A 24308-nucleotide genomic window follows, 5' to 3' on the forward strand; every position below is an offset into this window, starting at 1 on the left:
TCAGTTCGGCACCGGGCTCGGGGCCGCGCGGTGCTCCGTGAGCGGCACCCCGTCGGCGCCGTCGAGGGTGAGGAGGAGGTCCGCGTGGGCCGAGAGCAGCGGCAGGTCGTGGCTGACGAGGACGACGGCGAGGCCCTGGTCGGTCCGTAGGCCGCGCAGGAGTTCCATGATGTCCTCGGCGGTGTCGGCGTCGAGGGCGGAGGTGACCTCGTCGCAGAGCAGGACATCGGGTTCGGCGGCCAGGGCGCGGGCGATGGAGACGCGCTGGCGCTGTCCGCCGGAGAGTTCGTGGGGGTGGCGGTCGGCGTGGCCGGGGGTGAGGCCGACCGCGGTGAGCAGTTCGGCGACGCGGGCGTCGCACCGGTCGGCGGGCCGTACGGAGTGGAGCTTCAGCGGGCGGATGAGGGCGGCGCCGACGGTGTGGGCGGGGTTGAGGGCGCCGAGCGGGTTCTGCGGGACGAGTTGGACGCGGCGGCGCTGGTCGCGGGTGCGCCGCCGGTAGGAGGAGGCCAGGAGTTCGCCGCCGAGGGTGATCCGGCCGGCCTCGGGGCGGTGGAGTCCCGCGAGGGCGCGCAGCAGCGTGGTCTTGCCGCACCCCGACGGGCCGGTGATCCCGGTCAGCGTGCCGGGCCGCAGGACGAGGTCGAGGCCGGCGAAGACCCGGTGGCGGTTGCGGCCGGTGCCGACCCGGGCGTCGAGTGCCTCCACCTCGACGACGGGCACCGCGTCGGCGCGGACGCGAGCCGGTGCGGGCACCGGGGGCGTTGCGGGCGTGCCCGGGGCCGTGACCGGACGGTCGGGCCACAGGGCGAGGACGTCGTCGGCGCAGCGGGCGACGAAGTCGGGGTCGTGGCTGGTGAGGGCGATGGCGATGCCGTCGCGGTCGGCGATGTCGTGCAGCAGGTCGGCGATGTCGTCGCGCAGGGCGGCGTCCAGGCCGGCGGTGGGTTCGTCGAGGAGGAGGATCGCGGGGCGGCGGGCGAGGGCACGGGCGAGGGCGACGCGCCGCTGCTGTCCGCCGGAGAGGTGCTCGGTCCGGCGGCGTTCGAGGCCTTCGCCGACCGGCAGGCGGACGGCGCGCAGCAGGTCCGTGACGGAGGTGCCGCGGCGGTCGGCGGCGGTCTCGGTGATGAGGCGGTCGACGCGCATGCGGGGGTTGAGTCCGGAGCCCGGGTCCTGGCCGACGAAGGCGAGCTTGTGGCGGCGCAGCCGGCGCAGTTCCTCGGGCGGGAGGGCGAGGATGTCGTGGCCGAGGACGGTGAGGCTGCCGGCGGTGACGCGCGCGCCCGGCGGGAGGGCGCCGACGAGGGCGCGCAGCAGGGTGGTCTTGCCGGCGCCGGAGGGCCCGGTGACGGCGGTGACGCGGCCCGGGGCGAGGGTGAGCGTGGCGTCGGTGAGCAGCGGGGTGTCCCCGAGGGTGACGGACAGGGCGGCGGCACGGGCAGCGGGGTCGGTGGTGCTCACAGCGGGGTCTCCGGGGTGGGCCGGGCGGGGGCGAGGGCTTCGGCGGCGAGGTTGACGCTGATGGCGAGCAGGCCGATGGCGAGGCAGGGTGCTCCGACGGCCCACGGGTTGAGGGTGATGCCGGCGGCGTTCTCGCGGATCATCAACGCCCAGTCGGCTTCCGGGGGTTGGGGGCCGAGTTGGAGGAAGGCTGCGACGGAGACGATGTAGACGCCCTCGACGAAGCGCAGGCCGAACAGGGCGAGGACGGTGGAGCGCAGGTTGGGGAGGACCTCGTGGACGGTGAGGTGCCAGAGGTTCTCGCCGCCCGCGGCCGCGGCCTCGACGAAGCCGGCGGTGGCGAGGGGGGCGGCCGCGGCGGCGACGATCCGGACCGCGTAGGGGATGCCGAGGAGGGTGGCTGCGGTGGCGACGGCGAGGCGTCCGCCGCCGGGCCAGGCCAGGGCGATCAGCATGATGGCGAGGACGGACGGCAGCAGGATCGTCAGGTCCGCGGCGCGTTCGATCCACCGGCCGAGGGCCGGGCGCAGCACGGCGAGGATGCCGATGGCGGTGGCCGCCGCGGTGACGACGAGGGCGATGGCGAGGGCGGTGGCGATCAGGGGCGCGCCCCCGGTCAGCAGGCGGCTGAGGACGTCGCGGCCGAGCTGGTCGCCGCCGAGCGGCGCGTCGCCGCCCGCTTCGGCGTAGGGGAAGGTGACCGGGGTGTCGATCGGGTGCGGGGCGAGGAGCGGCCCGGCGAGTGCGAGGGCGACGAGGGCGAGGGCGGGAACCGCGCGCACGAGCACCCGTCGCTTCCCTCGGGTGGCGGGCGCGGGGGCCGCTGTCGGGGCGTCGGCGGTCATCGTCGCTCTTCTCCGAGGGTGGTGGTGCGGACGAGGTCGGCGAGCAGCAGGAGCAGGCTGATGGCGGCGCCGGCCGCGGCCACGACTCCGGCGACGAGCGGGGTGTCGCGGTCGGTGATGGCGCCGGCCAGGACGGCGCCGACGCCGGGGTAGTTGAAGAGGGTCTCGACGACGACGGTGCCGCCGAGGAGCATGCCGGCGGAGGTGGCGATGCCGACGGCGACGGCGGGCAGGGCGCCGGGGAGCATGTGGTGGCTGAGGATGCGCCGGCGGGGCAGGCCGTCGAGGACGGCGGCCTGGACGTGCGGCAGGGCGGCCTGGTCGGCGAGTGCGCCGCGCACGATGCGGGTGTTCCAGCCGATCTGGGGGACCGCCAGGGAGAGCAGGGGCAGGAGGATCATGGTCCACGACTCGGGTCTGCCGTCCGCGCCGGTGAGGGTGACGGCGGGCAGCCAGCCGGTCCACTGGGAGAGCAGCAGGAGCAGGGCGACCGAGACGACGAACTCGGGGAGGGCGAACGCGGCGGTGGACAGGGTGTCGACGGCGCGGTCGACGCGCCCGCCGGGGCACAGCGCGGCCCAGCCGCCGAGGGCGAGGGCTCCGGCGGTGCTGAGGGCGAGGGCGAGGGTGCCGAGCAGGAGGGTGTTGGGGAAGGGGCCGGCCAGGACGTCGGTGACGTGCTGTCCGCGCGCGGTGGTGCCGAGGTCGCCGGTGGGCAGGCCGGTCATCCAGTCCAGGAAGCGCTCGGCGACCGGGCGGTCGAGGCCCATGGCGGTGCGGCGGGCGGCGAGGTCGGCGGCGGTGACGCCCCGGTCGGAGCTCGCGCCGGCGGCGTCGCCCGGGAGGAGTTCGACGGCCGCGAAGACGGCGGCGAGCAGGACGACGAGCAGGACCAGGCGCCGTACGGCCTGCCGGGCGACCCGGCCCGCACCGGGGAGGATGCGGGCCGGGAGGCTTCGGGGCGCTTTCGCGTCCGCCGGGTGAGGGGTGGTCAACGCGCCAACCAGGTCTTCTCGAGCTGGACGCGGCCGTAGCCGGGGAGCTTGGGCAGGTCGCGCACGGCCGCGCCGGCGAGGTCGATGCCGTCGGCCATGCCCCACAGCAGGTAGCCGGACTTCGCGAACTCGATCTCCTGGAGCTGGTGGAGCAGCTTGCCGCGCTCGGCGGTGTCGGCGGTGCCCATGGCCTTGCGGTAGGTCTCGTCGAAGCCCGGCTCGTTCCAGCCGGACTCGTTCTGGCCCGCGTCCGAGAGCATCGTCTTGGAGGCGAAGAAGACGACGGAGTCGTTGGTGCCCCAGTAGCTGGTGTAGAGCGTGCCCTTGAGCCAGGTGTCGTCCCAGAACACCTTGGAGTCCTGCTTCACCACGTTGATCTTCACGCCGGCCTCGCGGACCTGGGTGGCGAAGAGGGTCGCGGACTCGGCGAGTCCGGCGATGTCCTCGGTGGTGGTCAGGTCGTAGGTCCTGGAGGTGTCGAAGCCCGCGTCGGCGAGCAGTTGCCTGGCCTTGGCGAGGTCGCGGGTGCGCTGCGGGATGTCCTTGGCGAAGGCGGGGTCGCCGGTGCCGAGGACGTCGTTGGCGACGCTGCCGTAGCCGGAGAGGACCTGCTTGACCATGGCGTCGCGGTCGACGGCGAGCTTGAGGGCCTCGCGCACCCGTGCGTCGGCGAACGGGCCGTCGGCGGTGCGCATGACGACGGGCATCGCCATGTCGTTGGGCCGGCGGACGATCTGGACGTCCTTGCGGGCCTCGGCGGTGCGGGCGGCGACGGCGCCGACGTTGGAGGCGACGTCGATCTGTCCGGCGAGCAGGGCGTTGGCCATGGCCTGGGGGCTCTCGAACAGGCGGACCTCGACGGCGTCCAGCAGGACCTTGCCGCCGTACCAGTTGTCGTTGCGCACCAGGCGGGCGTTGCCGTCGCGGTACCAGTCGAGCTTGAAGGGGCCGGTGCCCGGGGCGCCGGCGACCGCGTCGTCCTTGGTGTCCTTCTTGAGGACGAAGGTGGTCAGGCGGGTCAGCAGCGGCAGGTCGGCGTTGGCGTAGTCGGAGACCAGGACGACGGTCCTGGCGTCCTCGGCGGTGATGCCCTCGGGCTGGATGCCGGGCAGGCGGCTCTTGCCCGCCGGGGTGTTGCGCAGCCGCTTCAGCGACCAGACGACGTCGTCGGCGGTGACCGGGGTGCCGTCGTGGAAGGTGGCGCCGTCGGCCAGGGTGAAGCGCCAGGTCTTCAGGTCGTCCGACGGCTTCCAGGAGGCGGCCAGGCGGGGGGCGGTGTTGGCCGTGGCCCCGGGTATCGCGAGCGTGTCGTAGATCAGGCTGATGATGAGGTAGTCGCTCTCGTTGGCCTGGGTGCCGTGCGGGTCCCGGGTGACCGCCGAGGCCTTGCCGAGCGCACCGACCTTCAGCGTCCCTCCGGGGCGGGGCTGCTGGCCGGTCCCACCGGAGGCCGCGGCTTCCCCGGCGCCACCCTTGCCGCCACCGCAGGCGGCGAGCACGCCGATCGCCCCGGCTCCGGCTCCGGCCCACAGCAGCTGTCGTCTGGTGACGCCCACGTTCGATCCTCGTCTCGGTTCCGTGCTCGATTTGCTTAGGGTTACCTACCCTAAATTCAAGACAAGTCGCAAGCCGCCCGGTGGGGCGCACACGACTTCCGGCCATGCGCCCCAGCGCCCCAATCCGGCCCGCGAGCAGGGAAGTTGCCCCTGCGCCGCACGTGCGCCGCCGCCCGGAACCGAGACTACGTAAATGTAGACATCCAGCCGGGTAAGGCTTGCCTTACCTAAAAGTCGTTGTTACGTTTCCTGTCGTCCGGCCGTTCGAGCCGCCCCGGACCGATGCCCCACGCGCAGCTCCCGTCGCCGTCCCACACCGGCGAGGTGACGCCACGTGCCCGCACCCCGCACCACTTCTCCCCCTGTCCCCGGAAGGTCCCGCCGTGCCCACCTGCCCTGCCCCGGTACGCCGTCTCGACGCCGACGCCGTCGCGGAACTCACCTCCACCGCGGCCGAACTGCTGGCCCTCCACGGCTCCGCGACCAGCCCCGCCCTGCTGGCCGACCTGCCCGTGAAGTGCGCCCGGCTCGGCGAACCGCTGCGCCACCGACTGCGTCCGGTCGACACCGCCGACGGCCTGTTCGTGCTGCGCGGACTGGAGATCGACGACACCCGCCTCGGGCCCACCCCCGACCACTGGTCGACCGTCGGCGACTCCGGCGCGCTCTGGGACGTGGTGCTGCTGCTCGTCTCCACGGCGATGGGCACCCCGATCGCCTGGGACGGCCAGCAGGACGGCCGGTTCGTGCACAACATCGTCCCCACGCCGGGCCACGAGAGCGAGCAGACCGGGGCCTCCAGCTCCGTCCTCCTCACCCCGCACACCGAGGACGCCTTCCACCCCGGCCGCGCGCACCTGCTGCTGCTGTGCTGCATGCGCAACCACGACGCCATCGCCACCACCGCGGCCAGCGTGCGCCTGACCGACCTGCCCGACGCCGACGTCGAACAGCTGAAGCGGCCCGTCGCACCGATCCTGCCCGACGACGCCTACGAGCAGGCCCGGAAGTTCGGCGGCCGGCCCGCGCCGGTCCCCACCCTCTTCGAGGCCCCCGAGGGCCTGACCATGCGCTACGACCCCGCCTACACCCCGCTGGACGGGGCGGACGAGGCATGGCGCGCGGCGTACCGGCGCCTCGGTGACGAACTGGCCCGCGTCTCGGTCGCGGTGAGCCTGGAACCGGGTGACGTCCTGGTCGTCGACAACGACGTCGTCGTCCACGGCCGGGTGCCGTTCCGGGCCCGCTACGACGGCACCGACCGCTGGCTCAAGCGCGCCTCGGTACGCGTGGAAGGCCGCCCCACCCGCCCGCTCGCCGAGCACGACGAACACGGCTACGGCCAGGCCGCCCTCACCGCCAGGGCCGCCTGAACCACCCCTGCCGCCGCCTCACCACCTCGAAAGGGCACCCCCATGGACCGGGACGACACCACCCTGCGCGTACTGTCCACCAGCGACCTCGCCGGCCTGGACATCACCCTCGCCGACGTCGTCGACACCGTCGAACAGGCCTACCGCACCCTGGCCGCCGGGCAGTCCGACAACCCGCGCAAACTCACCGTCAAGCCCGCCGACGGCCACTCCGTCTCCTACGCCATGCTCGGCCGCGACGGCGTGCGCAACGTCGTCGCCGTCAAGACCTCCTACAAGCACGGCCTCGACGAGAGCCGCGAGAACCAGCACTACTACACGACGCTGACCATCTACGACGACGTCACCGGCCTGCCCGTCGCCATGATGGACTGCTCCCGCATCGGATCCCTGCGCACCCCGGCCGTCTCCGCCCTGCTGGCCCGCGAGTGCGCCGCCCCCGACGCCTCGACCGCGCTGGTGATCGGCACCGGCACCCAGGGGCGCCTGGCGCTGCCGTTCCTGCTCACCGCCCTGCCCGGGCTGGAGCGTCTCCTCCTGTCCGGGACCCACCCCGACGGCATCGCCGCCGTCCGCGCCGAACTCGCCCGGCACTTCCCCGACCGCGAGCTCGAACTGGTCACCGACCTCAGGTCCGCCGCCAGCGACGCCGACGTCATCGTCGCGACCGCCGGCGGCCACACCCCCGCCGCCGTCGAGGCCGACTGGCTGAAGCCCGGCACGGTCTCGATCCTGGTCGGCCACGGCCTCGCCCCCTCCACCCTCCACCGGGCGGACCGGGTGATCGCCACCAGCGAGGCCCAGATGCGCGTCACCGGCACCGACATGGCCGACGCCGACGGCAAGCTCCCGGCCGTCGACCTGGAGCTGCCCGTCGTCATCTCCGGCGCCGCCGCCCGCACCGCCCCCGGGCAGCGGATCTTCGCCTACAACAGCGGACTCGTCGTCACCGACATCGCGCTGGGCCACCGCTTCGCCCAACTCGCCGCCGCCCAGGGCCTCGGAACCGAGGTGGCCCTGTGGCGCTGAGCCTGCCCGCCCACCCCGACCCGCTCACCGACCGGATCCACGACAGCGGACTGCTCCACGAACTCGCCCACGGCCTGGACGGCCCCTTCCACTACCTGCTGCCCGAACGCTTCGACGACAACCTCGCCGCGTTCCGCGCCGCCCTGGCCGACGCCGGGGTCGAGGGCCGCGTCCACTACGCGAAGAAGGCCAACAAGGCCTCCGTGTTCGTGGAACGCTGCGCCGCGGCCGGCGCCGGAATCGACGTCGCCTCCCTCGGCGAACTGCGCGACGCCCTCGGCCACGGCGTGCGCGGCGAGGACCTCGTCGTCACCGGCCCCGCCAAGAACGAGCAACTGCTGCGCGTCGCCACCCGGCAGGGCGCGCTGATCGCCGTCGACGCCCCCGACGAACTGGAACGCCTGCTCGGCCTCGACACCGACCGTCCCGCCCGCGTCCTGCTGCGCCGGCACCCGCCGGCCCAGCCGCGCAGCCGGTTCGGCCTGGACGACCCGCAACTGCACCAGGCCCTGCGGCGCTGCGCCGAGGCCGGGGACACCGTACGGATGGAGGGCTTCAGCTTCCACCTCTCCGGCTACGCGGTCCAGCCACGCGCCGACCTCGCCGGAGAACTCGTCGAACTCTGCCTCAAGGCGCGGGCGTCGGGCCTGCCGGCGGACCGGATCAGCATCGGCGGCGGCTTCCCCGTCGACTACGTCGCCGCCGATGCCTGGGACACCTTCCTCACCGAACAGGGCCCCGGGCACTACCACGGCGAGAAGGCCTTCGCCGCGGGCGACTTCTACCCGTACCACTCCCCCGTCGCCGGCGCGGACGCACTGCGCGCGATCCTCGCCGCCCGCCCCGGCGGTACCGGACCGAGCCTCGCCGAGCGGCTGCGGCAGGCCGGCGTGACGCTCCTGCTGGAGCCCGGCCGCGCCCTGCTGGACCGCGCCGGGTCGTCGGTGTTCCCCGTCCAGGGCGTCAAGGACCGCGCCGGGTACGGCATCGTCACCGTCGACGGCACCAGCCTCAGCCTGTCCGAGCAGTGGTTCAACAGCGAGTACCTGCCCGACCCGGTCCTGCTCGGCGACCGCGCCGGACCCCCGGGACAGCCGTACCGGGCCTGCGTGGGCGGGGCCAGCTGCCTGGACTCCGACCTGCTCACCTGGCGCAAGATCGCCTTCCCCGCCCGGCCCCGGGTGGGCGACCTGCTCGTCTACCCCAACACCGCGGGCTACCAGATGGACTCCAACGAGTCCCCCTTCCACGAACTGCCGCTGCCGCCGAAGGTCGTCATCGACCACCACGGCGACCGCCCGCGCTGGCGCCTCGACCGCTGACCCCCGCACGAACCTCCCCGCCCCGCCGTCCCCACGGAGCTCCACCATGACCGACGCCCTGAACCGCCCCCCGGTGGTCAGCCGGATGTCCGACCTCATCGGCCGCACCCCGCTGTTCGAACTCGCCCGCGCCGACAACGGCGCCCGGCTGCTGCTGAAGCTGGAGATGTTCAACCCCACCGGCAGCGCCAAGATCCGCATGGCCCGCCAGATGGTCCTCGACGCCGAGGAACGCGGCGACCTGCGCGAAGGCGGCCACATCATCGAGTCCACCTCCGGCAACACCGGCCTGGGCCTGGCCGTCGTCGCCGCCGAACGCGGCTACCGCTTCACCGCCGTCGTCGACAACCACGCCGCCGCCGACAAGCTGCGCGGCATGAAGGCGATGGGCACCGAACTCGTCTTCGTCGACGCCGACACCGACGGCGAGGAACTCCACACCGCGGCCCGCGAGGAACTCGCCGAGGAAATGGCCCGCGGCAAGGACAACACCTTCTTCACCGAACAGCACAACAACCCCAGCAACGCGGTCGGTTATTACGCCGTCGGCCGCGAGATCGCCCAGGCCCTCGACAACCGGGTCGACGTGCTGATCGGCGCGGTCGGCACCGGCGGCGGCCTGTGCGGCACCGCCCGCGAGCTCAAGCGCTCCGTACCCGGCGTCGCCGTCGTGGGCGTCGAGCCGAAGGGCTCGATCGCCTTCGGGCCGCCCGCCCACGACTACTACCAGTCCGGCACCGGCACCCCCGAGGGCGCCACCATCGGCCTGCTGGTGGACTACGACCTCATCGACGAGGGAGTGAAGGTCGGCGACATCGAGGCCTTCGCGACCGCCCGCGTCGTCGCCCGCCGCACCGGCCTGCTCATCGGCGGCTCCGCCGGAGGCGTCGTCCACGAGGCCCTGAACCGCCTGCCGGCCCTGGCGCCGGATGCCGTTATGGTCGCCTTCATCAACGACGGTGGCGAGAAGTACATGGACACCGTCTTCAACGACGACTGGATGAACGCCCGCGCACTGCTCGACGAGGCCGTGGAGGCCGACATCGACGAAACGCTCACCAAACTCCGCAGGCCCTGACTTCCGAGAAACGTGACACCCACGATGCAGCAGCTAGCCACCCTCGCCCGCGACAGCCGCGCACTCGCCGCACTCGCCGTCCCGCTCGCCCTCACCCAGCTCGCCCAGGTCGCCCTCACCACCACCGACACCATCATGATGGGCGTGCTCGGCACCGAGGCCCTGGCGGCCGGCGGCCTCGCCCTGGTCGTCTTCAACCAGCTGCGCACCATGGGCGTCGGCCTCGTCACCTCCGTCGGCAACCAGGTCGCGGCCGCCGCCGCGCGCGCCGAACGGGACGAGGACGCGGCCGACGACGGCGACGAGGTCCGCGGCCTGGTCCGGGCGGCGATGGCCGTCGCCACCCTGGCCGGCCTCGCGGGCGCCGTCCTGATGGTGCTCATCGGCCAGGCCGCCACCTGGCTCGGCCAGGACGCGGAAGTCGCCCACCGCGCCCAGGGCATGCTCGCCGCCCTCGCCCCCGGCCTGGTCCCCTGCCTCTGGTTCCAGGCGATCCGCCAGTTCACCGTCGGCATGCGCCGCCCCCAGGCCCTGCTGCAGATCACCATCGCCTCCGTCGCCATCAACGCCGGACTCAACTGGCTGTTCATCCACGGCACTTGGGGCCTGCCCAAACTCGGCCTCACCGGCATCGGCGTCGCCACCAGCAGCGTCTACCTGCTCTCCTTCCTCGCCCTCTACGCCTCGGCCCGCCGCGACCCTCAGCTCGCACCCCTGCTGAGCCCGGACTTCTGGCGCGCCGACGCCCCCACCGTGCGCCGCCTGCTCGGCCTCGGCACCCCGATCGCCGCCACCTACGGCTCCGAGGCCGGCTTCTTCTCCGTCACCGCCCTGCTCGCCGGAAGCTTCGGCGCCGCCGCGCTCGCCGCCCACACCGCCGTCAACCAGCTGATCTACATCGTCTTCCAGGTCGCCGTGGGCCTCTCCCACGCGGCCTCCATCAACGTCAGCCGCGAACTCGCCCTCGGTGAGTACGCCGCGGCCCGCCGGATCAAGAACACCGCACTCGCCTGCGGCGCCGCCGTCACCACCCTCGTCGGCATCGCCTACCTCACCGTGCCCGACCTCGTCCTGCGGCCCTACTTCGACCCCGGCGCGGCCGCCGACCAGCAGGGCCTGCGGATCGCCACCGGACTCCTGGCCGTCGTCGCCGTGCTGCAGTTCTTCGACTGCGCCCAGAACATCGGCGTCGGCCTGCTGCGCGGCCTCGACGACACCCGGAGCGGCTTCCGCATCACCCTGATCGGCTACTGGCTCGTGGGCCTGCCCGCCTCCTGGCTCCTCGCCTACCCCCTCGGCGGCGAGACCCGCGGCCTCTGGCTCGGCCTGCTCATCGGCCTCGCCACCACCGCCGTCCTCCTGCTGCGCCGCTACGGCCGCGCCCTCTCGGCCAAGGCGGTCACCTCACCCGAAGCGGCCGTCGCCGGCTGAGCCGGCCGGCTGCACCCGTCCCGCGGGTACGGCCCGATGAGTCCAAAGGGCCGACACCGGCCCGCGGGTCAGCGCTCGCGCCCCCGCGCCTTCAACGGGACGGCCGGCAGCTCCGGGGCCGGCAGCCGCTCGCCTTCGTAGCCGTGCACCTCGCCGAAGCGGTCGCCGGTCGTCCAGTCGGCGCGCGCCCGCGCGATCTCCTCGGTGGAGCGGCCGATGAAGTTCCACCACATGACGATCCGCTCGTCGAAGGGCTCGCCGCCGAGGAGCAGCACGGCGGCGTCGCCGTGGGCGCGCAGCGGAAGGTCGGGGCGCCCGCAGCCGAGGTAGAGCATGGAGCCGGGCTCGACCGGGACGCCGTCGACGTCGACGCGGCCGGACATGGCGAGGACGGCGTACTCGAAGTCGGGGACGAGCGGGAGGCGGAGGTCCGCGCCGTCGACGAGGGCGAGGTCGGCGCCGACCAGCGGGGTGTGGGTGGTCCCGGGCGAGGTGGCGGTGTCGAGGGTGCCGAGGATGACGGTGGCGCGCAGGCCCCGGCCGGTGACCACGGGCAGGTCGGGGTGGTGCTCGAAGGCGGGGGCGATGTTCCGGCCGGCCTCCGGGAGGGCCACCCAGAGCTGTGCGCCGTGCAGGTAACGGGCGTGCGGGCGCGGGGACTCCTCGGAGTGCGAGATCGCCCGGCCGGAGGTCATCAGGCCCAGCTCGTACGGCCGGACGGCCCGGAGGCTGCCGAGGCTGTCGCGGTGCAGCACCTCGCCCTGGTGGAGCCAGCTGACCGTCTGGAGGCCCATGTGCGGGTGCGGCGGGACCCGCATGCCGGGCTCGTCGGCGATGTCGTCGGGCCCGTAGTGGTCCACGAAGCACCAGGCGCCCACCATCCGGCGGCCCAGGTTGGGCAGCAGGCGCCGGACCACCGTGCTTCCGCCGAGCGGGAATTGACGGGCCGTCAGCAGATCCTTCACCGGGCCGGCGCTGGCCTCGCGGCCGCAGCCGGCCGGGGCGGGCCTGAGGTCGAGGTTGCTCATCGCGGTTCCACCACCGTACGGAGAGGGGCCGGGCACGGTCCTCGGGGGACATCGTCACCGATCATCCGCCACGGTGCGGCGTTCCTCCACCCGCGCCCGGCCATCCGGCGGTGCCGGCACCGCCCCGACCAGCCCGGTGGCCTCAGTGCCCGCAGGCCCACCAGGCGTCCGCCGTCGCCTTGTCGGCGAGGTCCCGCAGCTTGCGGACCGCCTCGGCCGGGTCCTCGGCCCCGTACACCGCCGAGCCGGCCACGAACACGTCCGCGCCCGCCTCCGCGCAGCGCTCGATCGTGTTCGCCGCGACGCCGCCGTCCACCTGCAGCCACAGCTCCAGGTCGTGCTTGGCGATCAGCTCCCGGGTGCGGCGGATCTTCGGCAGCATGATGTCCAGGAAGGCCTGGCCGCCGAAGCCGGGCTCGACGGTCATGATCAGCACCATGTCGAGCTCGGGCAGCAGGTCCTCGTACGGCTCGATCGGGGTGCCCGGCTTGAGCGCCATCGACGCGCGGGCGCCCTTGGCGCGGATCTCACGGGCGAGCCGGACGGGCGCGGCGGCGGCCTCGACGTGGAAGGTGACCGAGCCGGCGCCGGCCTCGACGTACTGCGGGGCCCAGCGGTCCGGGTCCTCGATCATCAGGTGGAGGTCGAGCGGGGTGTCGGTGGCGCGGGCGAGCGACTCGACCACCGGGACGCCGAGGGTCAGGTTGGGCACGAAGTGGTTGTCCATGACGTCCACGTGCAGCCAGTCGGAACCCCGGACGGCCTCGGCCTCGTCGGCGAGCCGGGCGAAGTCCGCGGACAGGATGCTGGGGTTGATCTGGGCCATGACCGACTACCTTCGTACGAGGACCTGCGGGGGCTGGGCGCCCCCCGGGAGCGGGCACCTCATCCCATCATCCCGCGCCGTACCGCCGCCGGGCGCACAGCGCCACCTCGGCGTGACCGTCATCACACCCCCGGCAGGATTACCGGGGCCCCCGCCGTGGTCATCAGCCCTTGAACGGGCCACGGCCCGCCGCGGCTCCCGCCGGGCCGTCCCGACCACCGAGCTCCCCGGCCCGCCCGGAGCTCCGTCCGAGGAAGGTCTCCCGATGACCGATCTCGTCCATCCCGCCCGCGCGCTGTGGTGGCTCTTCGAGCCGGTGCACGCCGTCACCTACTTCCTGCCCGAGGGCCGCGCCGCCTTCGAGGAGGCCGGTCTGCACGGCCGCCTGCACGGCTACTTCGCCACCCGATCGGCCCCGCTCGGCGCGGTGGACGCCCCGCCGGTGACCGCCGCCTTCTTCAACTTCTCCCCCTCGATGGTCGAGCGCGCCCTGCCGGAGGTGTGGAACCACGCGAGCCCGGAGGAGGCGCTGACCGCCCGGCTGAAGGCCTCCGCGACGATCCTGGAGGGGCTGCTGGAGCACGTGGACAAGGAGCAGGTCGAGCTGGTCGCCGAGACCCTGGAGCAGGCCGCCACTCGGCTGGACTGCGCCGGGCGGGTGCTGGCCGCCGCCAACGCCGCGCTGCCCCGCCCGAGCGGCCTGTACGAGCGGCTCTGGCAGGCCGCCACCGTGATGCGCGAGCACCGCGGCGACGGCCACGTGGCCGCCCTGGTGGCGGCCGGGCTGGACGGCTGCGAGGCGCTGGTGGTCCGCTGCGCGATGGACATGCGGCGCGAGATGCTCCAGCCGCTGCGCGGGTGGACGGACGCCGAGTGGGAGGCGGCGGCCGACCGCCTGGTCGAGCGCGGCTGGCTGACCGCCGAGGGGACGGTCACCGAGCTCGGCCGGATCCGTCACCAGACCCTGGAGGCCGCCACCGACCTGGCCGCGGCCCGGGTCTGGGACGACTACCCGCGGACCGAACTCGACCGGCTCGCCGCGGCGTTGAAGCCGATCTCGGCGCTCTGTCGCGGCCGGCTGCCGATCAACCCGATGGGACTGCCGGACAACCAGTGACCGCTCCGCGACGTCAGGGCGAGGAGACCCGGGGCGGGCCGAGCACGATCCCGCGTCCGGCGTAGAACCGCCCGAACGACCGCCACGGCACGCGCGCGAAGGCCTGCGACTCCCCCGGGAACCCGGAGGGGTTGTGGATCAGCAGCGCCGTGTCCGTGGCACCCACCGCCAGGACCAGGTGCCCGCCACGCCGCACCGGCTCCGGCCCGTACGGCTCCCGGATCGACGGGTGCACCGAGACCATCACCAGCCGGCCGTCGGCCACCTCCGACGACACCTCCTCGGGCGTCAACTCCCGTGCCCGCGCGGCCAGTCCCCAGCGCCGCTCGACGTACTCGGCGAACGGCGCGTGGATCAGCCCGCGCAGGCTGTCACCGTCCCGCAGGTAGGCGCCGGCCGCCACGCACTCGCCCGCGAGCGCCAGCGCCGCCGGGGTCACGCCCCACCAGTGCGCCAGCGCCATCCGCAGACAGGCCACCCCGCACAGCCGCCAGGACCACCACGCGTACTCCTCCGCGGTGGCCGCGCCGGACTGCCCCCAGCGCGGATCGGCGGACGCCTCCAGCCGCCCGTCGACGATCTCCCGCACCAGCTCCGCCGACTCCCACTGCGCGTGGTACGGCACCTCGTGCACCACCCGCACCGACCGCGCCGGCGCCTGCGGCCGCGCGTCGCCCCGATCCACCATTCCCCGACGCTCTCACGGCACGGCGGCCGGGCGGCCCACGACACTCCCGGCGCAGCCGTACTCAGGCACCGGGGGCCGGCGCGGCCCCGACCTCGGACTCGCCCGCCCCGCCCGGCGCCGTCCGCGCCCCACCGGCCTCCGGCTCCGACCGGCCGGCCGACGGCTGCGGCTGCGGCTGCGGCTGCGAACCAGCGGTCTCCGGCTCCGGTGCCGGCTCCCGGTAGGCCAGCCGCTGCGCCGCGTGCCGGCCGCGCGCCTCCACCGGCAGCGAGCCGGTGGCGCCGGCCAGGCCGAACGGCGGCATGTCGAAGTAGATCGACTCGTACCCGCCCGGCGGCGCGATGTACGTCTCGTGCCAGAGCCCGACGTGCCCGCGGGCCTTGCCCTCCCGCAGCTTGCGGTTGGCGATGCCCCACACGGTGTGGTGGAAGCCGTCCGGCGCGCTCGCGTAGCCGTACAGCTTCTCCTTCGACTCCCAGTACTGGACCACGTAGTAGGTGCGCGGCGAGGCGGTCAGCAGGATGCGGCCGCGCAGGCCGCGCTCGGGGGCGCGGCGCAGGTCGTACAGCATCCGGAGCATCGAGAACATCACCGGGCCCCAGTGGTGCACGGCCCAGAAGCGGTTGATCCGCATGCCGATCAGCAGCACCACGGTGTCGCCGGTGGCGGCGGCGGTGGTGTAGCCCGGCTGCGGCTTGGCGAACAAGGCCAATTGTGCCTCCCCGTACCCTTGCCCATGTAAGCGGTGACTAGACCAGTGCCGGACGGCCCGGTCAAGGCTCGCCACCCTCACAATTCGGCTACTGTGCGGGCGGGTTGACGCCCACCCACTGCCGAGGCCACCGGTCCCCGGCCCGCTCCCCCGGGTGCGCGCGGGGCCCCGGCCCCGACGAAGGGGCCGGGGCCGGACGCGGACGGCCTACCAGGCGTAGTCCTCCGGGGCGGGCCGGTGGCCCGGGAAGAGCTCGTCGAGGTGGTCGAGGGTCTTCTGGTCGAGCTTGAGGTCGAACGCGCCGATGGCGGCGTCGAGGTGGGCCGGGGTGCGGGGGCCGATGATGGGGGCCGTGACGGCCGGGCGGGAGAGGAGCCAGGCGAGGGCGAGGTCGGCGGGGTCGGCGCCGAGTTCGGCGGCGAAGTCCTCGTAGGCCTGGATGCGGTCGCGGTGCTTGGCGAGGAGGTCGCTGACGTAGGGCATGGCGCTGCGGTCGCGGGTGCCCTCGCGCTCCTTGCGCAGGACGCCGCCGAGCAGGCCGCTGCGCAGCGGGGACCACGGGATCAGCCCGAGCCCGTAGTGCTGGAGGGCGGGGACGACTTCGAGCTCGATGGCGCGGTCGAGCAGGTTGTAGAGGGACTGCTCGCTGACCAGGCCGAGGAAGTGGCGGGCGCGGGCGGTCTCCTGGGCCTGGGCGATGTGCCAGCCGGCGAAGTTGCTGGAGCCGACGTAGACGACCTTGCCCTGGGCGACCAGGACCTCCATCGCCTGCCAGATCTCCTCCCAGGGCGTGGCCCGGTCGATGTGGTGCATCTGGTAGAGGTCGATGTGGTCGGTCTGGAGGCGGCGCAGGCTGGCCTCGACGGCCTTGCGGATGGCGAGCGCGGAGAGCTTGCTCTCGTTGGGCCAGTCGCCCATGTCGCCGTAGGCCTTGGTGGCGAGGACGGTGCGCTCGCGGCGTCCGCCGCCCTTGGCGAACCAGCGGCCGATGATCTCCTCGGTCCGCCCCCGCAGCCTGCCCTCGCTGTCGCGGCCGTAGGTGTTGGCGGTGTCGAAGAAGTTGATGCCGCGCTCGTGGGCGGTGTCCATGAGGCGGTGGGCCTCGGCCTCCTCGGTGTGGGGGCCGAAGTTCATGGTGCCGAGGCAGAGGCGGGAGACGGTCAGGCCGGTGCGGCCGAGGTGGGTGTACTCCATGGCGCCCCACCCAAGACCACACCGGCTCCGCTGTCCAGCACATTTGGCGGGAGTGCCGGAACCCGGCGGATCACCGCCCGTGGGTGGCGAACTTCCGTACGGCGAGCGGCATGCAGACCGCCAGCAGCAAGGCGCTCCAGAGCAGTGCGGCGAGGACGGCGTGCTGCGTGGGCCAGGCGGAACCGGCCCCCGAGGGGTTGCCGAACAGTTCCCGGCAGGCCTGGACGACGGAGCTGACCGGGTTCCACTCGGCGAGGAACCGCAGCCAGCCGGGCATGCCGCCGGTCGGCACGTACGCGTTGGTGATCATCGCCAGCGGGAAGACCGCCACGGACAGCTGACCGGCCGCCTCCTCCTTGCCGACGGCCAGGCCGAGCAGGGTGCCGACCCAGGTCATCACGAATCGGAAGAGCAGCAGCAGCGCGAACGCCCCTGCCGCGTCGGCGAGTCCGTTCCGGGCCTGCCAGCCGGTGGCGAGCCCGACCAGGGCCAGCAGGGCCAGGACGACCATGCTGACCAGCAGGTCGGCGAGGGTCTGCCCGAGCAGCAGCCCGGTGCGGGAGACGGGCATGGAGCGCAGCCGGTCGGTGACTCCGCGCGAGACGTCGCGGGCGGCGCCGACCATGGTCGGCATGATGCCGTTGGTGGCCACCATGGCGAACAGGCCGGGCATCAGGAACTCCCGGTAGTCGCCGCCGCCCGGCACCTGCATGGCACTGCCGAGGACGTACCCGAAGACCACCACCATCACCACCGGCACGCCCAGGGAGGCGGCCAACAGGCCAGGTGAGTGGCGGTAGTTGAGCAGGACGCGGAGCACCGAGGTCCAGCTGCCGGTGGCGAGCCGGCCGATGCCGGACGGTCGCGCCGGGGCGATGTGCGCAGTGGTCACCGGGCGGCCCTCCCGGCGTCGGCGGACTCCTGGGTGAGCGCGAGGAACACGTCGTCCAGCGAGGGCGCCCGCACCGCGACGTCCTGCGCGACGACCCCGGCGCCGTCCAGCTCCCGGACCAGCGACGGCAGCAGGACGGACACGCCGGGCGTGGTCAGCACCGTGACGGTCCGCTCGGCGACGTCCACCCGGGCGTCGCCCCCGGTCATCGAGGACAGCACGACGGCGGTGGCGGCGAGTTGTCCGGGGTCGGCCAGGGTGACGGAGACCTGGCTGCCGATCGCCGCCTTGAGCCGGTCGGGCGGTCCGGTGGCGATGGCGGCGCCGTGGTCGACCACCACGATGTCGTCGGCGAGCCGGTCGGCCTCCTCCAGGTACTGGGTGGTGAGCAGCACGGTGGTGCCGCCGTCCGCGAGCTCCTTGACGGTGTCCCAGATCGCCTGTCGGCTGCGCGGGTCGAGCCCGGTGGTGGGCTCGTCCAGGAAGAGCACCGGCGGGCTGGTGACCAGGCTGGCGATGAGGTCGAGGCGCCGGCGCATGCCGCCGGAGTAGGTGCGCACGAGCCGGTCGGCGGCCTCGGCGAGGCCGAAGCGGGTGAGCAGTTCGTCGGCGCGCTCCCGGGCCCGGCGGGCGCCGAGGTGGTGCAGCCGGCCGAGCAGGCGGAGGTTGTCGCGGCCGGTGACGCCCTCGTCGACGGCGGCGTGCTGCCCGGCGAGGCCGATGGCGCGGCGGACGTCCTCGGCGGCGCGGACGACGTCGTGTCCGGCGACCCTGGCGGTGCCGCGGTCGGGGGCGACCAGGGTGGCGAGGACGCGGACGGCGGTGGTCTTGCCGGCGCCGTTGGGGCCGAGCAGGCCGCAGACGGTGCCGGCCGGGACGGCGAGGTCGAGGCCGCGCAGGGCCTCGGTGGCGCCGAAGCGTTTCTCCACGCCCGCCATCTCGATGGCGGGTCGGGCGGTGTCGGACATGGCTCTGCCCCTCTCTAGGTACAGCGTACGTAGAAGCGCGCGCAGGCGCATCCTACTACGTACGCCGTACGTATCTAAGATGGGGAAAGCGAGGTGATCTTCCAGTGCCGTCCAGCAAGCCCACGCCGTCCAGCACGCCCGCACCGGGCGGGCCCGCGCCGGCGTCCAGCAAGCCCACGCCCCCCGAGGCCCCCGAAGTGATCTGGCTGCGCCCCGAGCGCACCGGCCGCGGCCCGCGCCCGGCCCACAGCCGCGACTCGATCGCCGCCGCGGCCATCGGGATCGCCGACGCCGAGGGCCTGGACGCGGTGTCCATGCGGCGGGTCGCGGCGGCGCTCGGCGCGGGCACCATGTCGCTCTACAACTACGTGCCGAAGAAGGAGCACCTGCTCGACCTGATGCTCGACGCGGCCACCGCCGAGTACCGGTTCCCGTCAGCGCCGAGCGGCGACGTCCGGGCCGACCTCGCCGACCTCGCCCACCAGCAGCTCGGCATCTTCCGCCGCCACCCCTGGCTGCCCGCACTGGTGCTGGCCCGCCCCGGCATCGGCCCCAACGCCCTGCGCTACACCGACCACTTCCTCGCCGTCACCGCCCCCACCGGCCTCGGCGGGAGCGACCGGATGGAGGCGATGGCCCTGATCAACGGCTTCATCGCCCAGTTCGCCCAGTTCGAGCGGACGGCGGCCGCGGGCGCCAAGTGGCAGTCCGAGCTGGTCGGTTACCTCGGCCGGGCGGCGGCGAGCGGCGAATTCCCGCACCTGGCCCAGGCCTTCGCCGCCGCGGGCCCGCCCGCGGACCCGGACCGGGCGTTCGACCGCACCCTGGACCGGGTGATCTCCGCCGTCCTGATGCCGGCGGGCGACAGCTGACGCACCGTCAGTCCGCGAGGAACTCCCTGGTCAGCAGCCCCGCCACCCGGCCGTCCAGCAGCACCAGCACCGCGGGGCGCCCGCCCGCCAGCGCCGCCCGCGCCTCGGCCGCCGACTGCCCGACGCCGACCGTCGGCAGCGCCGGCCCGAGCAGCGCGCCCAGCGGGTCCCCCGGTTCGGCGCTGCCGTCCGCGAGCGCCGCCGTCAGCACCTCCCGGGACACCGAGCCCGTCACCTCGGTCGCGTTCACCCCGAACGGGCGCGCCGGCCGCGCCAGCACCGCCGGGGCGACGCCGCCCGGCGCGTCCCGCAGCGCCCGGGCCGCCTCGCCGACGGTGGTGCCGGCGTCGACCGTCACCAGCGGCCCGGCCGCCTCCAGCAAGGGGCGCAGGCCCTCCGCCTCCTCCTCCAGGAAGCCCCACTCCCGCATCCAGGCGTCACTGTGCACCTTGGACAGGTAGGAGCGGCCCGAGTCGGGCAGCACCACCACGACCAGGTCGTCCGGCCCGAGCGTCCGCGCCACCCGCAGCGCCGCCGCGACCGCAGTGCCGGAGGACGGGCCGGCCAGCAGGCCCTCCTCGCGCGCGAGCCGGCGCGCCGTCAGCAGCGATTCGCGGTCCCGGATCCGCTCGAAGGAGTCGATCACCTCCGACCGGTAGGCCTGCGGCCAGCGGTCCTCGACGGTTTCGGGGTGGAGGAAGTGCCCGATGCTCTCGACGAACCACGGGCTGCCGTCCCCGCCCCCGTACGAGGAGGACTCCGGGTCCGCGCCGACCACGGTCACCGTGCCGCCGGAGACCTCCTTCAGGTATCCGCCGGTACCGGTGATGGTGCCGCCGGTACCGACGCCCGCGACGAAGTGGGTGACCCGGCCGCCGGTCTGCTCCCAGATCTCGGGGCCGGTGGTCCGGACATGCGCGTCAGGATTGGCCAGGTTGTCGTACTGGTTGGCCAGCCAGGCACCGGGGATCTCCTCGGCCAGCCGCTGGACCACCTTGAACAGGTGCCTCGGGTCCTCCTGGGGCACCAGGGTCGGCGCGAGCACCACCTCGGCGCCGTACGCGCGCAGGATGTCCGCCTTCTCGGCCGCCGCCTTGTCCGCCACCCCGGCGATCACCCGGTACCCGCGCTGCCGGCCGACGATCGCCAGGCCGATGCCGGTGTTGCCGGAGGTCGCCTCGATGATCGTCCCGCCCGGCCTGAGCAGGCCGTCCCGCTCGGCGGCCAGCACCATCGACAGTGCGGCGCGGTCCTTGACGCTGCCTCCGATGCTGAGGAACTCCGTCTTGGCGTAGATCGGCGCGGCGATCCCGGCGCCGAGCCGGGCGAGGCGGATCAGCGGCGTCCCGCCGATCGCGTCGAGGACGGATTCGTGAACTGCGGCCATCGTCGGCCCCTTTCGCTGGCGCTGTCCGTCCGAGCCTGCCCAGGCCAGGGGCCCGGTAGACGGCGGCGACACCGTTCCTCACGGACCGCCTTCGTCCAGGCCGTCGAAGCCCGCCCCTCCCCGCCTCACCGCCTGACCGCGCCGGCTGCGCCTCCCCGGGCCCCCGGTCAGGGTGGCCCAGAAGCCCCGGCGCTCCGACGACGGGGCCGCCGGGGCCGCCTTCGCCTTCGGCTGCGGTTGCGGCTGCGGCTGCGGCTGCGGCTGCGGCGCCGGTTGTTCCGGGACGATGCCCTGGGCCCGGGCGGCCGCGAGCCAGCTCGGCAGCTCGGAGAGCAGCAGGTCGTACAGGTCCTCGTCGGAGACCGTCCGGGGATCGCGCCCCAGGTGGACGAAGCCCGCGTTGTCGATCGGCCGCTTCTCCGGGACGGGCAGTTCGTCCAGCTTCCGCAGGAAGTCGAACTGCTTGCCGTCCGGATCCCCGAAGCCGATGAACTGCCAGAAGATCGGCAGCGTCGCCGCCTCGCACAGCCGCTTCTCCGCCGCGCTCTTGCTGATCGGGCCGCCGTCCGTCTGGAACAGGACGAAGGCCGGCGCCGTGGCCCCGCTCTCCCGGTAGTGCCGGACCACCGCGTCCATCGCCAGGTGGTAGCTGGTCCTCCCCATGTGCCCGAGGCCCGCGACGATCCGGTCGATCCAGCCCGCGTGGTCCGCCAGGGCGATCTCGGCCTGGGCGTCGACCTCGGTGGAGAAGAAGACGACCGGCACGCTCCCGTCGTCGTCCAGGTGGGCCGACAGCCCCAGCACCCGGTCGGCGAGCGCCTGGACGCTGCCGTCCTTGTAGTAGGGCCGCATCGAACCGGAGTAGTCGACCACCAGGTACACCGCCACCCGCTGGCCGTTCAGCCCGCGCCGCTCCACCGAGGCGCCGGCCGTCTTGTAGAGGCTCACCAGCCCTGGCGCGCTCCGCTCGACCTTGCTCAGACTGACGGCCATGTCCCGCTCCCTTGCCCACTGCGGCAGCCGAGCTGCCGGCGCGCGTGATCGTCAACGCGCTCCCGACACTCTGCGGGGCGGACGGCGGCCACGGCAAGCCTTCGCCCCGACCCGCCGCTCACCAGCCGTCCGGGTGCCGCGACAGCCAGTCGGCGTGCCGCTCCTTCAACCGGTCGCGCTCCTCCGGCGTGGCCAGGTGGACGTCCGCGCCGCCGTCGTACGGGTGGTACAGCCGCCGCATCCCGGTGTCCGTGACGATCACCCCGGCCTCCCGCTCGTCGGCGACCCGGCGCAGCAGCCGGTCCAGGCCGCCCCGCCGCCACTGCCGCCGTTCCACGAAGACGTGGCAGTAGGTGCGGAACTCCGGCTCGGGGTCGTCGCTCTGGAGCCAGGTGCGCCAGTGCCTCGCGTCCCGGTGCATCCGGGGGACGCTCGTCCTGCTCGTCCACCTGGGCGTGAGGACGTACACCTCGGCGCCGGCGAACAGCTCGTCCAGCACGGTGTTGTGGCGTTCCAGGACGATCGCGTACTCGCGCTCGTCGTCGGGGTACCGCTTGGACTCCGGCAGGCTGTGGAAGCGCACCCAGACGTCCCGCGCCCGGCTGTCGATCTCGTGCCCGACGGGCTCCGTGCCGGGCCACCGCCGCTCCCAGAGCGCGGTCAGCGCCTCGCGATCCACCTGGTCCCCTCCTCCGTGCCGAGGGGCGAGTCTGCCACATCCGTCCCACCAGCCCCGGCCTGGTGAAATCCCCTCGTCACGGCCGCCCGGCTCCCGTAGCGTGGTTCGGTCGATCTTGAGGGCAGAACGGGGCACCACATCATGCAGCAGCACCACGGCTGGGCCGACGAGCGCTTCGGCGCCGTCGCGGACGCCTTCGCCGCCAACTTCACCGAGTTCCCCGAACTGGGCGCCGCCGTCACGGTGTTCTCCGGCGGCCGGAAGGTGGTCGAGCTGTGGGGCGGCACGGCCGACGACCGCACCGGCCGGGCCTGGACGCAGGACACCGTCGTACCGGTGTTCTCCTGCGCCAAGGGCCCGGTGAGCATCTCCGCGCACCTGCTCGCCCAGCAGGGCCGGCTCGACCTGGACGCACCGGTCGCCCGCTACTGGCCGGAGTTCGCCCGGAACGGCAAGCAGGCCGTCACCACCCGGATGATCCTCGGCCACCGCGCCGGCCTCCCGGCCCTGGACGCGGCGCTCTCCTTCGAGGAGGTCGCCGCCTGGGATCCGGTGATCCGGGCGATCGAGGCGCAGCGGCCGCTCTGGGAGCCGGGCTCCACCCACGAGTACCACGGCCATGTGTTCGGCTTCGCGGTCGGCGAGGTGATCCGCCGGATCACCGGGCTGACCCCGGGCGTGTTCCTGCGCGAGGAAATCGCCGAGCCGCTCGGGCTGCCGGTCCGGATCGGCCTGCCGGAGAGCGAACTGCCGCGCCTGGCACGGCTGGTGGAGGCCGAGGGCCGCCGTCCGATGCCTGGCCCGGAGCACCTGCTCACCCGGATCGTCACCATGAACGGCGCCCTGGTCTTCCCCGGCCTGGACGTGCCGCACGGCTGGAACGACCCGGACCTGCACGCGATCGAGCTGCCCGGCGCGGGCGCCGTCGCCTCGGCCACCGGCCTGGCGGGCCTCTACGCGGCGGCGGCCACCGGCCTGGACGGCGGCGAGCGGCTGCTCTCCGCCGACACCGTGACCGACGCGGTGCGCGAAGTCTCCTCCGGCGCGGGCTTCCTGGGCTTCGACCTGGGCGCCCGCTGGGGCTCCGGCCTGCTGCTGGACTCCCCCGCCTTCCGCCCCCTGCTCGGCGCGCGCAGCTTCGGCAACGACGGCGCCGGCGGCCAGTTCGCCTTCGGGGACGACGAGTTCGGCGTCGGCTTCGGCTACGTCGCCAACCGGATGATCGGCCACGGCGACGCCCGGGCGAACCGCCTGATCGAGGCGGTGCGCGGGTGCCTGGGCTGACGGGCTTCCTCCCGCTCGTCACCGGGCTGGCCACCACCGGCGGCCTCGGCGAGCTGCGCTACGGCGCCTCACTGCCCGAACTCGCCGCCCACTACGGCGATCCGTGGGACGGCGGCCGCGTCCACCGCGGCCACCGGTGGCCGCACGCCTTCGGCTGGGGCGACGTGCAGACGGTGTTCTGCCGCTGCCGCCGGCTCCACGCGCTGTCGCTGCCGGTCTGGCACGGCGAGCTCGACCTCCCCCGGCCCGGCGGCGGCTCGGTGACGCTCGACACCCACGTCTCCGAGCGGGACCTGATGGCGGCGCTGACCGCCACCGGCCACGGCTGGCGGACGGTGACGTACGAGAACCTCCCGGGCCAGCGGAACCTGGAGTTCTCGCCGGCCGAGGAGGTCCGGGTCGAGCTGGTGCTCACCGACCGCGACGGCTACGACCAGCCGCCGCTTCCGGAGTGGGTGCTGCACAAGGCGGTGCTGTGGGGCTTCGAGCACGTCGAGTGCCCCGCGCCGGACGGCGACCTGCCGGACGACGGCTGGGGCGCCGGCGACCGGTAGGGCCGCCGCCGACCGGTGGGG

The 24308-nt window shown here is 74.1% G+C and carries 21 protein-coding genes and 2 pseudogenes; 9 read left to right on the top strand and 14 right to left on the bottom strand.

Translation table 11 applies throughout. The features are described from left to right. From ACFVGO_RS27930 to ACFVGO_RS27945, 4 genes are read right to left on the bottom strand one after another with little or no spacing between them, the layout of a single operon-like run. A complete protein-coding gene (locus ACFVGO_RS27930; protein ID WP_380634727.1) occupies positions 1–1464 on the bottom strand; it encodes an ABC transporter ATP-binding protein in 1464 nt (487 codons plus the stop codon). Continuing rightward, the gene (locus ACFVGO_RS27935) at positions 1461–2309 is read right to left on the bottom strand and encodes an ABC transporter permease subunit (RefSeq protein WP_359897353.1); all 849 of its coding nucleotides are present in this window, start codon (positions 2307–2309) and stop codon (positions 1461–1463) included. Before ACFVGO_RS27935 ends, ACFVGO_RS27930 begins: the two co-directional genes overlap by 4 nt. Next, positions 2306–3304, bottom strand: coding sequence for an ABC transporter permease (locus tag ACFVGO_RS27940; protein ID WP_380634730.1), 999 nt, complete (start codon positions 3302–3304; stop codon positions 2306–2308). Before ACFVGO_RS27940 ends, ACFVGO_RS27935 begins: the two co-directional genes overlap by 4 nt. Next, positions 3301–4860, bottom strand: coding sequence for an ABC transporter substrate-binding protein (locus tag ACFVGO_RS27945; protein WP_359897355.1), 1560 nt, complete (start codon positions 4858–4860; stop codon positions 3301–3303). The genes ACFVGO_RS27940 and ACFVGO_RS27945 overlap by 4 nt, the downstream gene beginning before the upstream one ends. A 383-nt stretch (positions 4861–5243) precedes the next feature. Between ACFVGO_RS27945 and ACFVGO_RS27950 the strand changes: the two genes are divergently transcribed. The 5 genes from ACFVGO_RS27950 to ACFVGO_RS27970 are packed head-to-tail and all read left to right on the top strand — an operon-like array spanning position 5244 to position 11093. After that, positions 5244–6233 (top strand): TauD/TfdA family dioxygenase, encoded by a 990-nt coding sequence (locus ACFVGO_RS27950; protein WP_359897357.1) that lies wholly within the window; start codon positions 5244–5246, stop codon positions 6231–6233. 42 nt (positions 6234–6275) lie between these two features. Continuing rightward, positions 6276–7262 (top strand): ornithine cyclodeaminase family protein, encoded by a 987-nt coding sequence (locus ACFVGO_RS27955; RefSeq protein WP_380634733.1) that lies wholly within the window; start codon positions 6276–6278, stop codon positions 7260–7262. After that, the gene (locus tag ACFVGO_RS27960) at positions 7253–8584 is read left to right on the top strand and encodes a Y4yA family PLP-dependent enzyme (RefSeq protein ID WP_359897360.1); all 1332 of its coding nucleotides are present in this window, start codon (positions 7253–7255) and stop codon (positions 8582–8584) included. Before ACFVGO_RS27955 ends, ACFVGO_RS27960 begins: the two co-directional genes overlap by 10 nt. 46 nt (positions 8585–8630) lie before the next feature. Continuing rightward, complete coding sequence (locus ACFVGO_RS27965) at positions 8631–9662, top strand: cysteine synthase family protein (protein ID WP_380353075.1); 1032 nt, start codon at positions 8631–8633, stop codon at positions 9660–9662. Between the two features lie 24 nt (positions 9663–9686). Further along, positions 9687–11093: an MATE family efflux transporter gene (locus ACFVGO_RS27970; RefSeq protein ID WP_359897363.1), complete on the top strand. Its 1407-nt coding sequence runs from the start codon at positions 9687–9689 to the stop codon at positions 11091–11093. Positions 11094–11161: 68 nt separating this feature from the next. Here the strand turns inward: ACFVGO_RS27970 and ACFVGO_RS27975 are convergent, their stop codons facing one another. Together ACFVGO_RS27975 and rpe are read right to left on the bottom strand one after the other, a co-directional pair. After that, entirely contained in the window at positions 11162–12121 is a 960-nt protein-coding gene (locus ACFVGO_RS27975; protein ID WP_380353074.1) for a pirin family protein, read from the bottom strand. 142 nt (positions 12122–12263) lie between these two features. After that, positions 12264–12947, bottom strand: a complete 684-nt coding sequence (rpe, locus tag ACFVGO_RS27980; protein WP_359897365.1) for a ribulose-phosphate 3-epimerase — start codon at positions 12945–12947, stop codon at positions 12264–12266. 265 nt (positions 12948–13212) lie between these two features. Between rpe and ACFVGO_RS27985 the strand changes: the two genes are divergently transcribed. Continuing rightward, positions 13213–14064: a hypothetical protein gene (locus tag ACFVGO_RS27985; RefSeq protein WP_359897366.1), complete on the top strand. Its 852-nt coding sequence runs from the start codon at positions 13213–13215 to the stop codon at positions 14062–14064. Positions 14065–14077: 13 nt separating this feature from the next. Here ACFVGO_RS27985 and ACFVGO_RS27990 read toward each other — a convergent pair whose 3' ends face one another. From ACFVGO_RS27990 to ACFVGO_RS28010, 5 genes and pseudogenes are all read right to left on the bottom strand, one after another. Next, positions 14078–14752: a C39 family peptidase gene (locus ACFVGO_RS27990; RefSeq protein WP_380634737.1), complete on the bottom strand. Its 675-nt coding sequence runs from the start codon at positions 14750–14752 to the stop codon at positions 14078–14080. A gap of 217 nt (positions 14753–14969) precedes the next feature. Further along, a pseudogene (locus ACFVGO_RS27995) lies at positions 14970–15458 on the bottom strand (DUF4188 domain-containing protein); the annotation flags it as partial. Positions 15459–15671: 213 nt separating this feature from the next. After that, on the bottom strand, positions 15672–16658 hold the full coding sequence (locus tag ACFVGO_RS28000; protein WP_380634739.1) for an aldo/keto reductase: 987 nt from the start codon (positions 16656–16658) through the stop codon (positions 15672–15674). 70 nt (positions 16659–16728) lie between these two features. Beyond that, positions 16729–17550, bottom strand: a complete 822-nt coding sequence (locus ACFVGO_RS28005) for an ABC transporter permease (protein WP_359897370.1) — start codon at positions 17548–17550, stop codon at positions 16729–16731. Continuing rightward, entirely contained in the window at positions 17547–18518 is a 972-nt protein-coding gene (locus tag ACFVGO_RS28010; protein ID WP_359897372.1) for an ATP-binding cassette domain-containing protein, read from the bottom strand. Before ACFVGO_RS28010 ends, ACFVGO_RS28005 begins: the two co-directional genes overlap by 4 nt. Positions 18519–18622: 104 nt before the next feature. Here ACFVGO_RS28010 and ACFVGO_RS28015 point away from each other — a divergent pair, with 104 nt between their 5' ends. After that, complete coding sequence (locus ACFVGO_RS28015) at positions 18623–19390, top strand: TetR/AcrR family transcriptional regulator (protein ID WP_380353066.1); 768 nt, start codon at positions 18623–18625, stop codon at positions 19388–19390. Between the two features lie 7 nt (positions 19391–19397). Here the strand turns inward: ACFVGO_RS28015 and ACFVGO_RS28020 are convergent, their stop codons facing one another. From ACFVGO_RS28020 to ACFVGO_RS28030, 3 genes and pseudogenes are all read right to left on the bottom strand, one after another. Next, a complete protein-coding gene (locus ACFVGO_RS28020; protein WP_380634742.1) occupies positions 19398–20777 on the bottom strand; it encodes a pyridoxal-phosphate dependent enzyme in 1380 nt (459 codons plus the stop codon). Positions 20778–21059: 282 nt separating this feature from the next. Next, positions 21060–21770 (bottom strand): annotated as a pseudogene (locus tag ACFVGO_RS28025) (vWA domain-containing protein); the annotation flags it as partial. 118 nt (positions 21771–21888) lie between these two features. Further along, positions 21889–22449 carry a hypothetical protein gene (locus ACFVGO_RS28030; RefSeq protein ID WP_380634744.1) on the bottom strand — a complete coding sequence of 187 codons (561 nt, stop codon included), beginning with the start codon at positions 22447–22449 and terminating at the stop codon, positions 21889–21891. A 141-nt stretch (positions 22450–22590) separates the two neighbouring features. Here ACFVGO_RS28030 and ACFVGO_RS28035 point away from each other — a divergent pair, with 141 nt between their 5' ends. Then, a complete protein-coding gene (locus ACFVGO_RS28035) occupies positions 22591–23733 on the top strand; it encodes a serine hydrolase domain-containing protein (protein WP_359897379.1) in 1143 nt (380 codons plus the stop codon). Beyond that, positions 23721–24287 carry a hypothetical protein gene (locus ACFVGO_RS28040; protein ID WP_380353063.1) on the top strand — a complete coding sequence of 189 codons (567 nt, stop codon included), beginning with the start codon at positions 23721–23723 and terminating at the stop codon, positions 24285–24287. Before ACFVGO_RS28035 ends, ACFVGO_RS28040 begins: the two co-directional genes overlap by 13 nt. Positions 24288–24308 lie beyond the last annotated feature (21 nt).

The organism is Kitasatospora sp. NPDC057738 (assembly GCF_042798815.1).
Classification (GTDB): Bacteria; Actinomycetota; Actinomycetes; order Streptomycetales; family Streptomycetaceae; genus Kitasatospora; species Kitasatospora lactacystinica.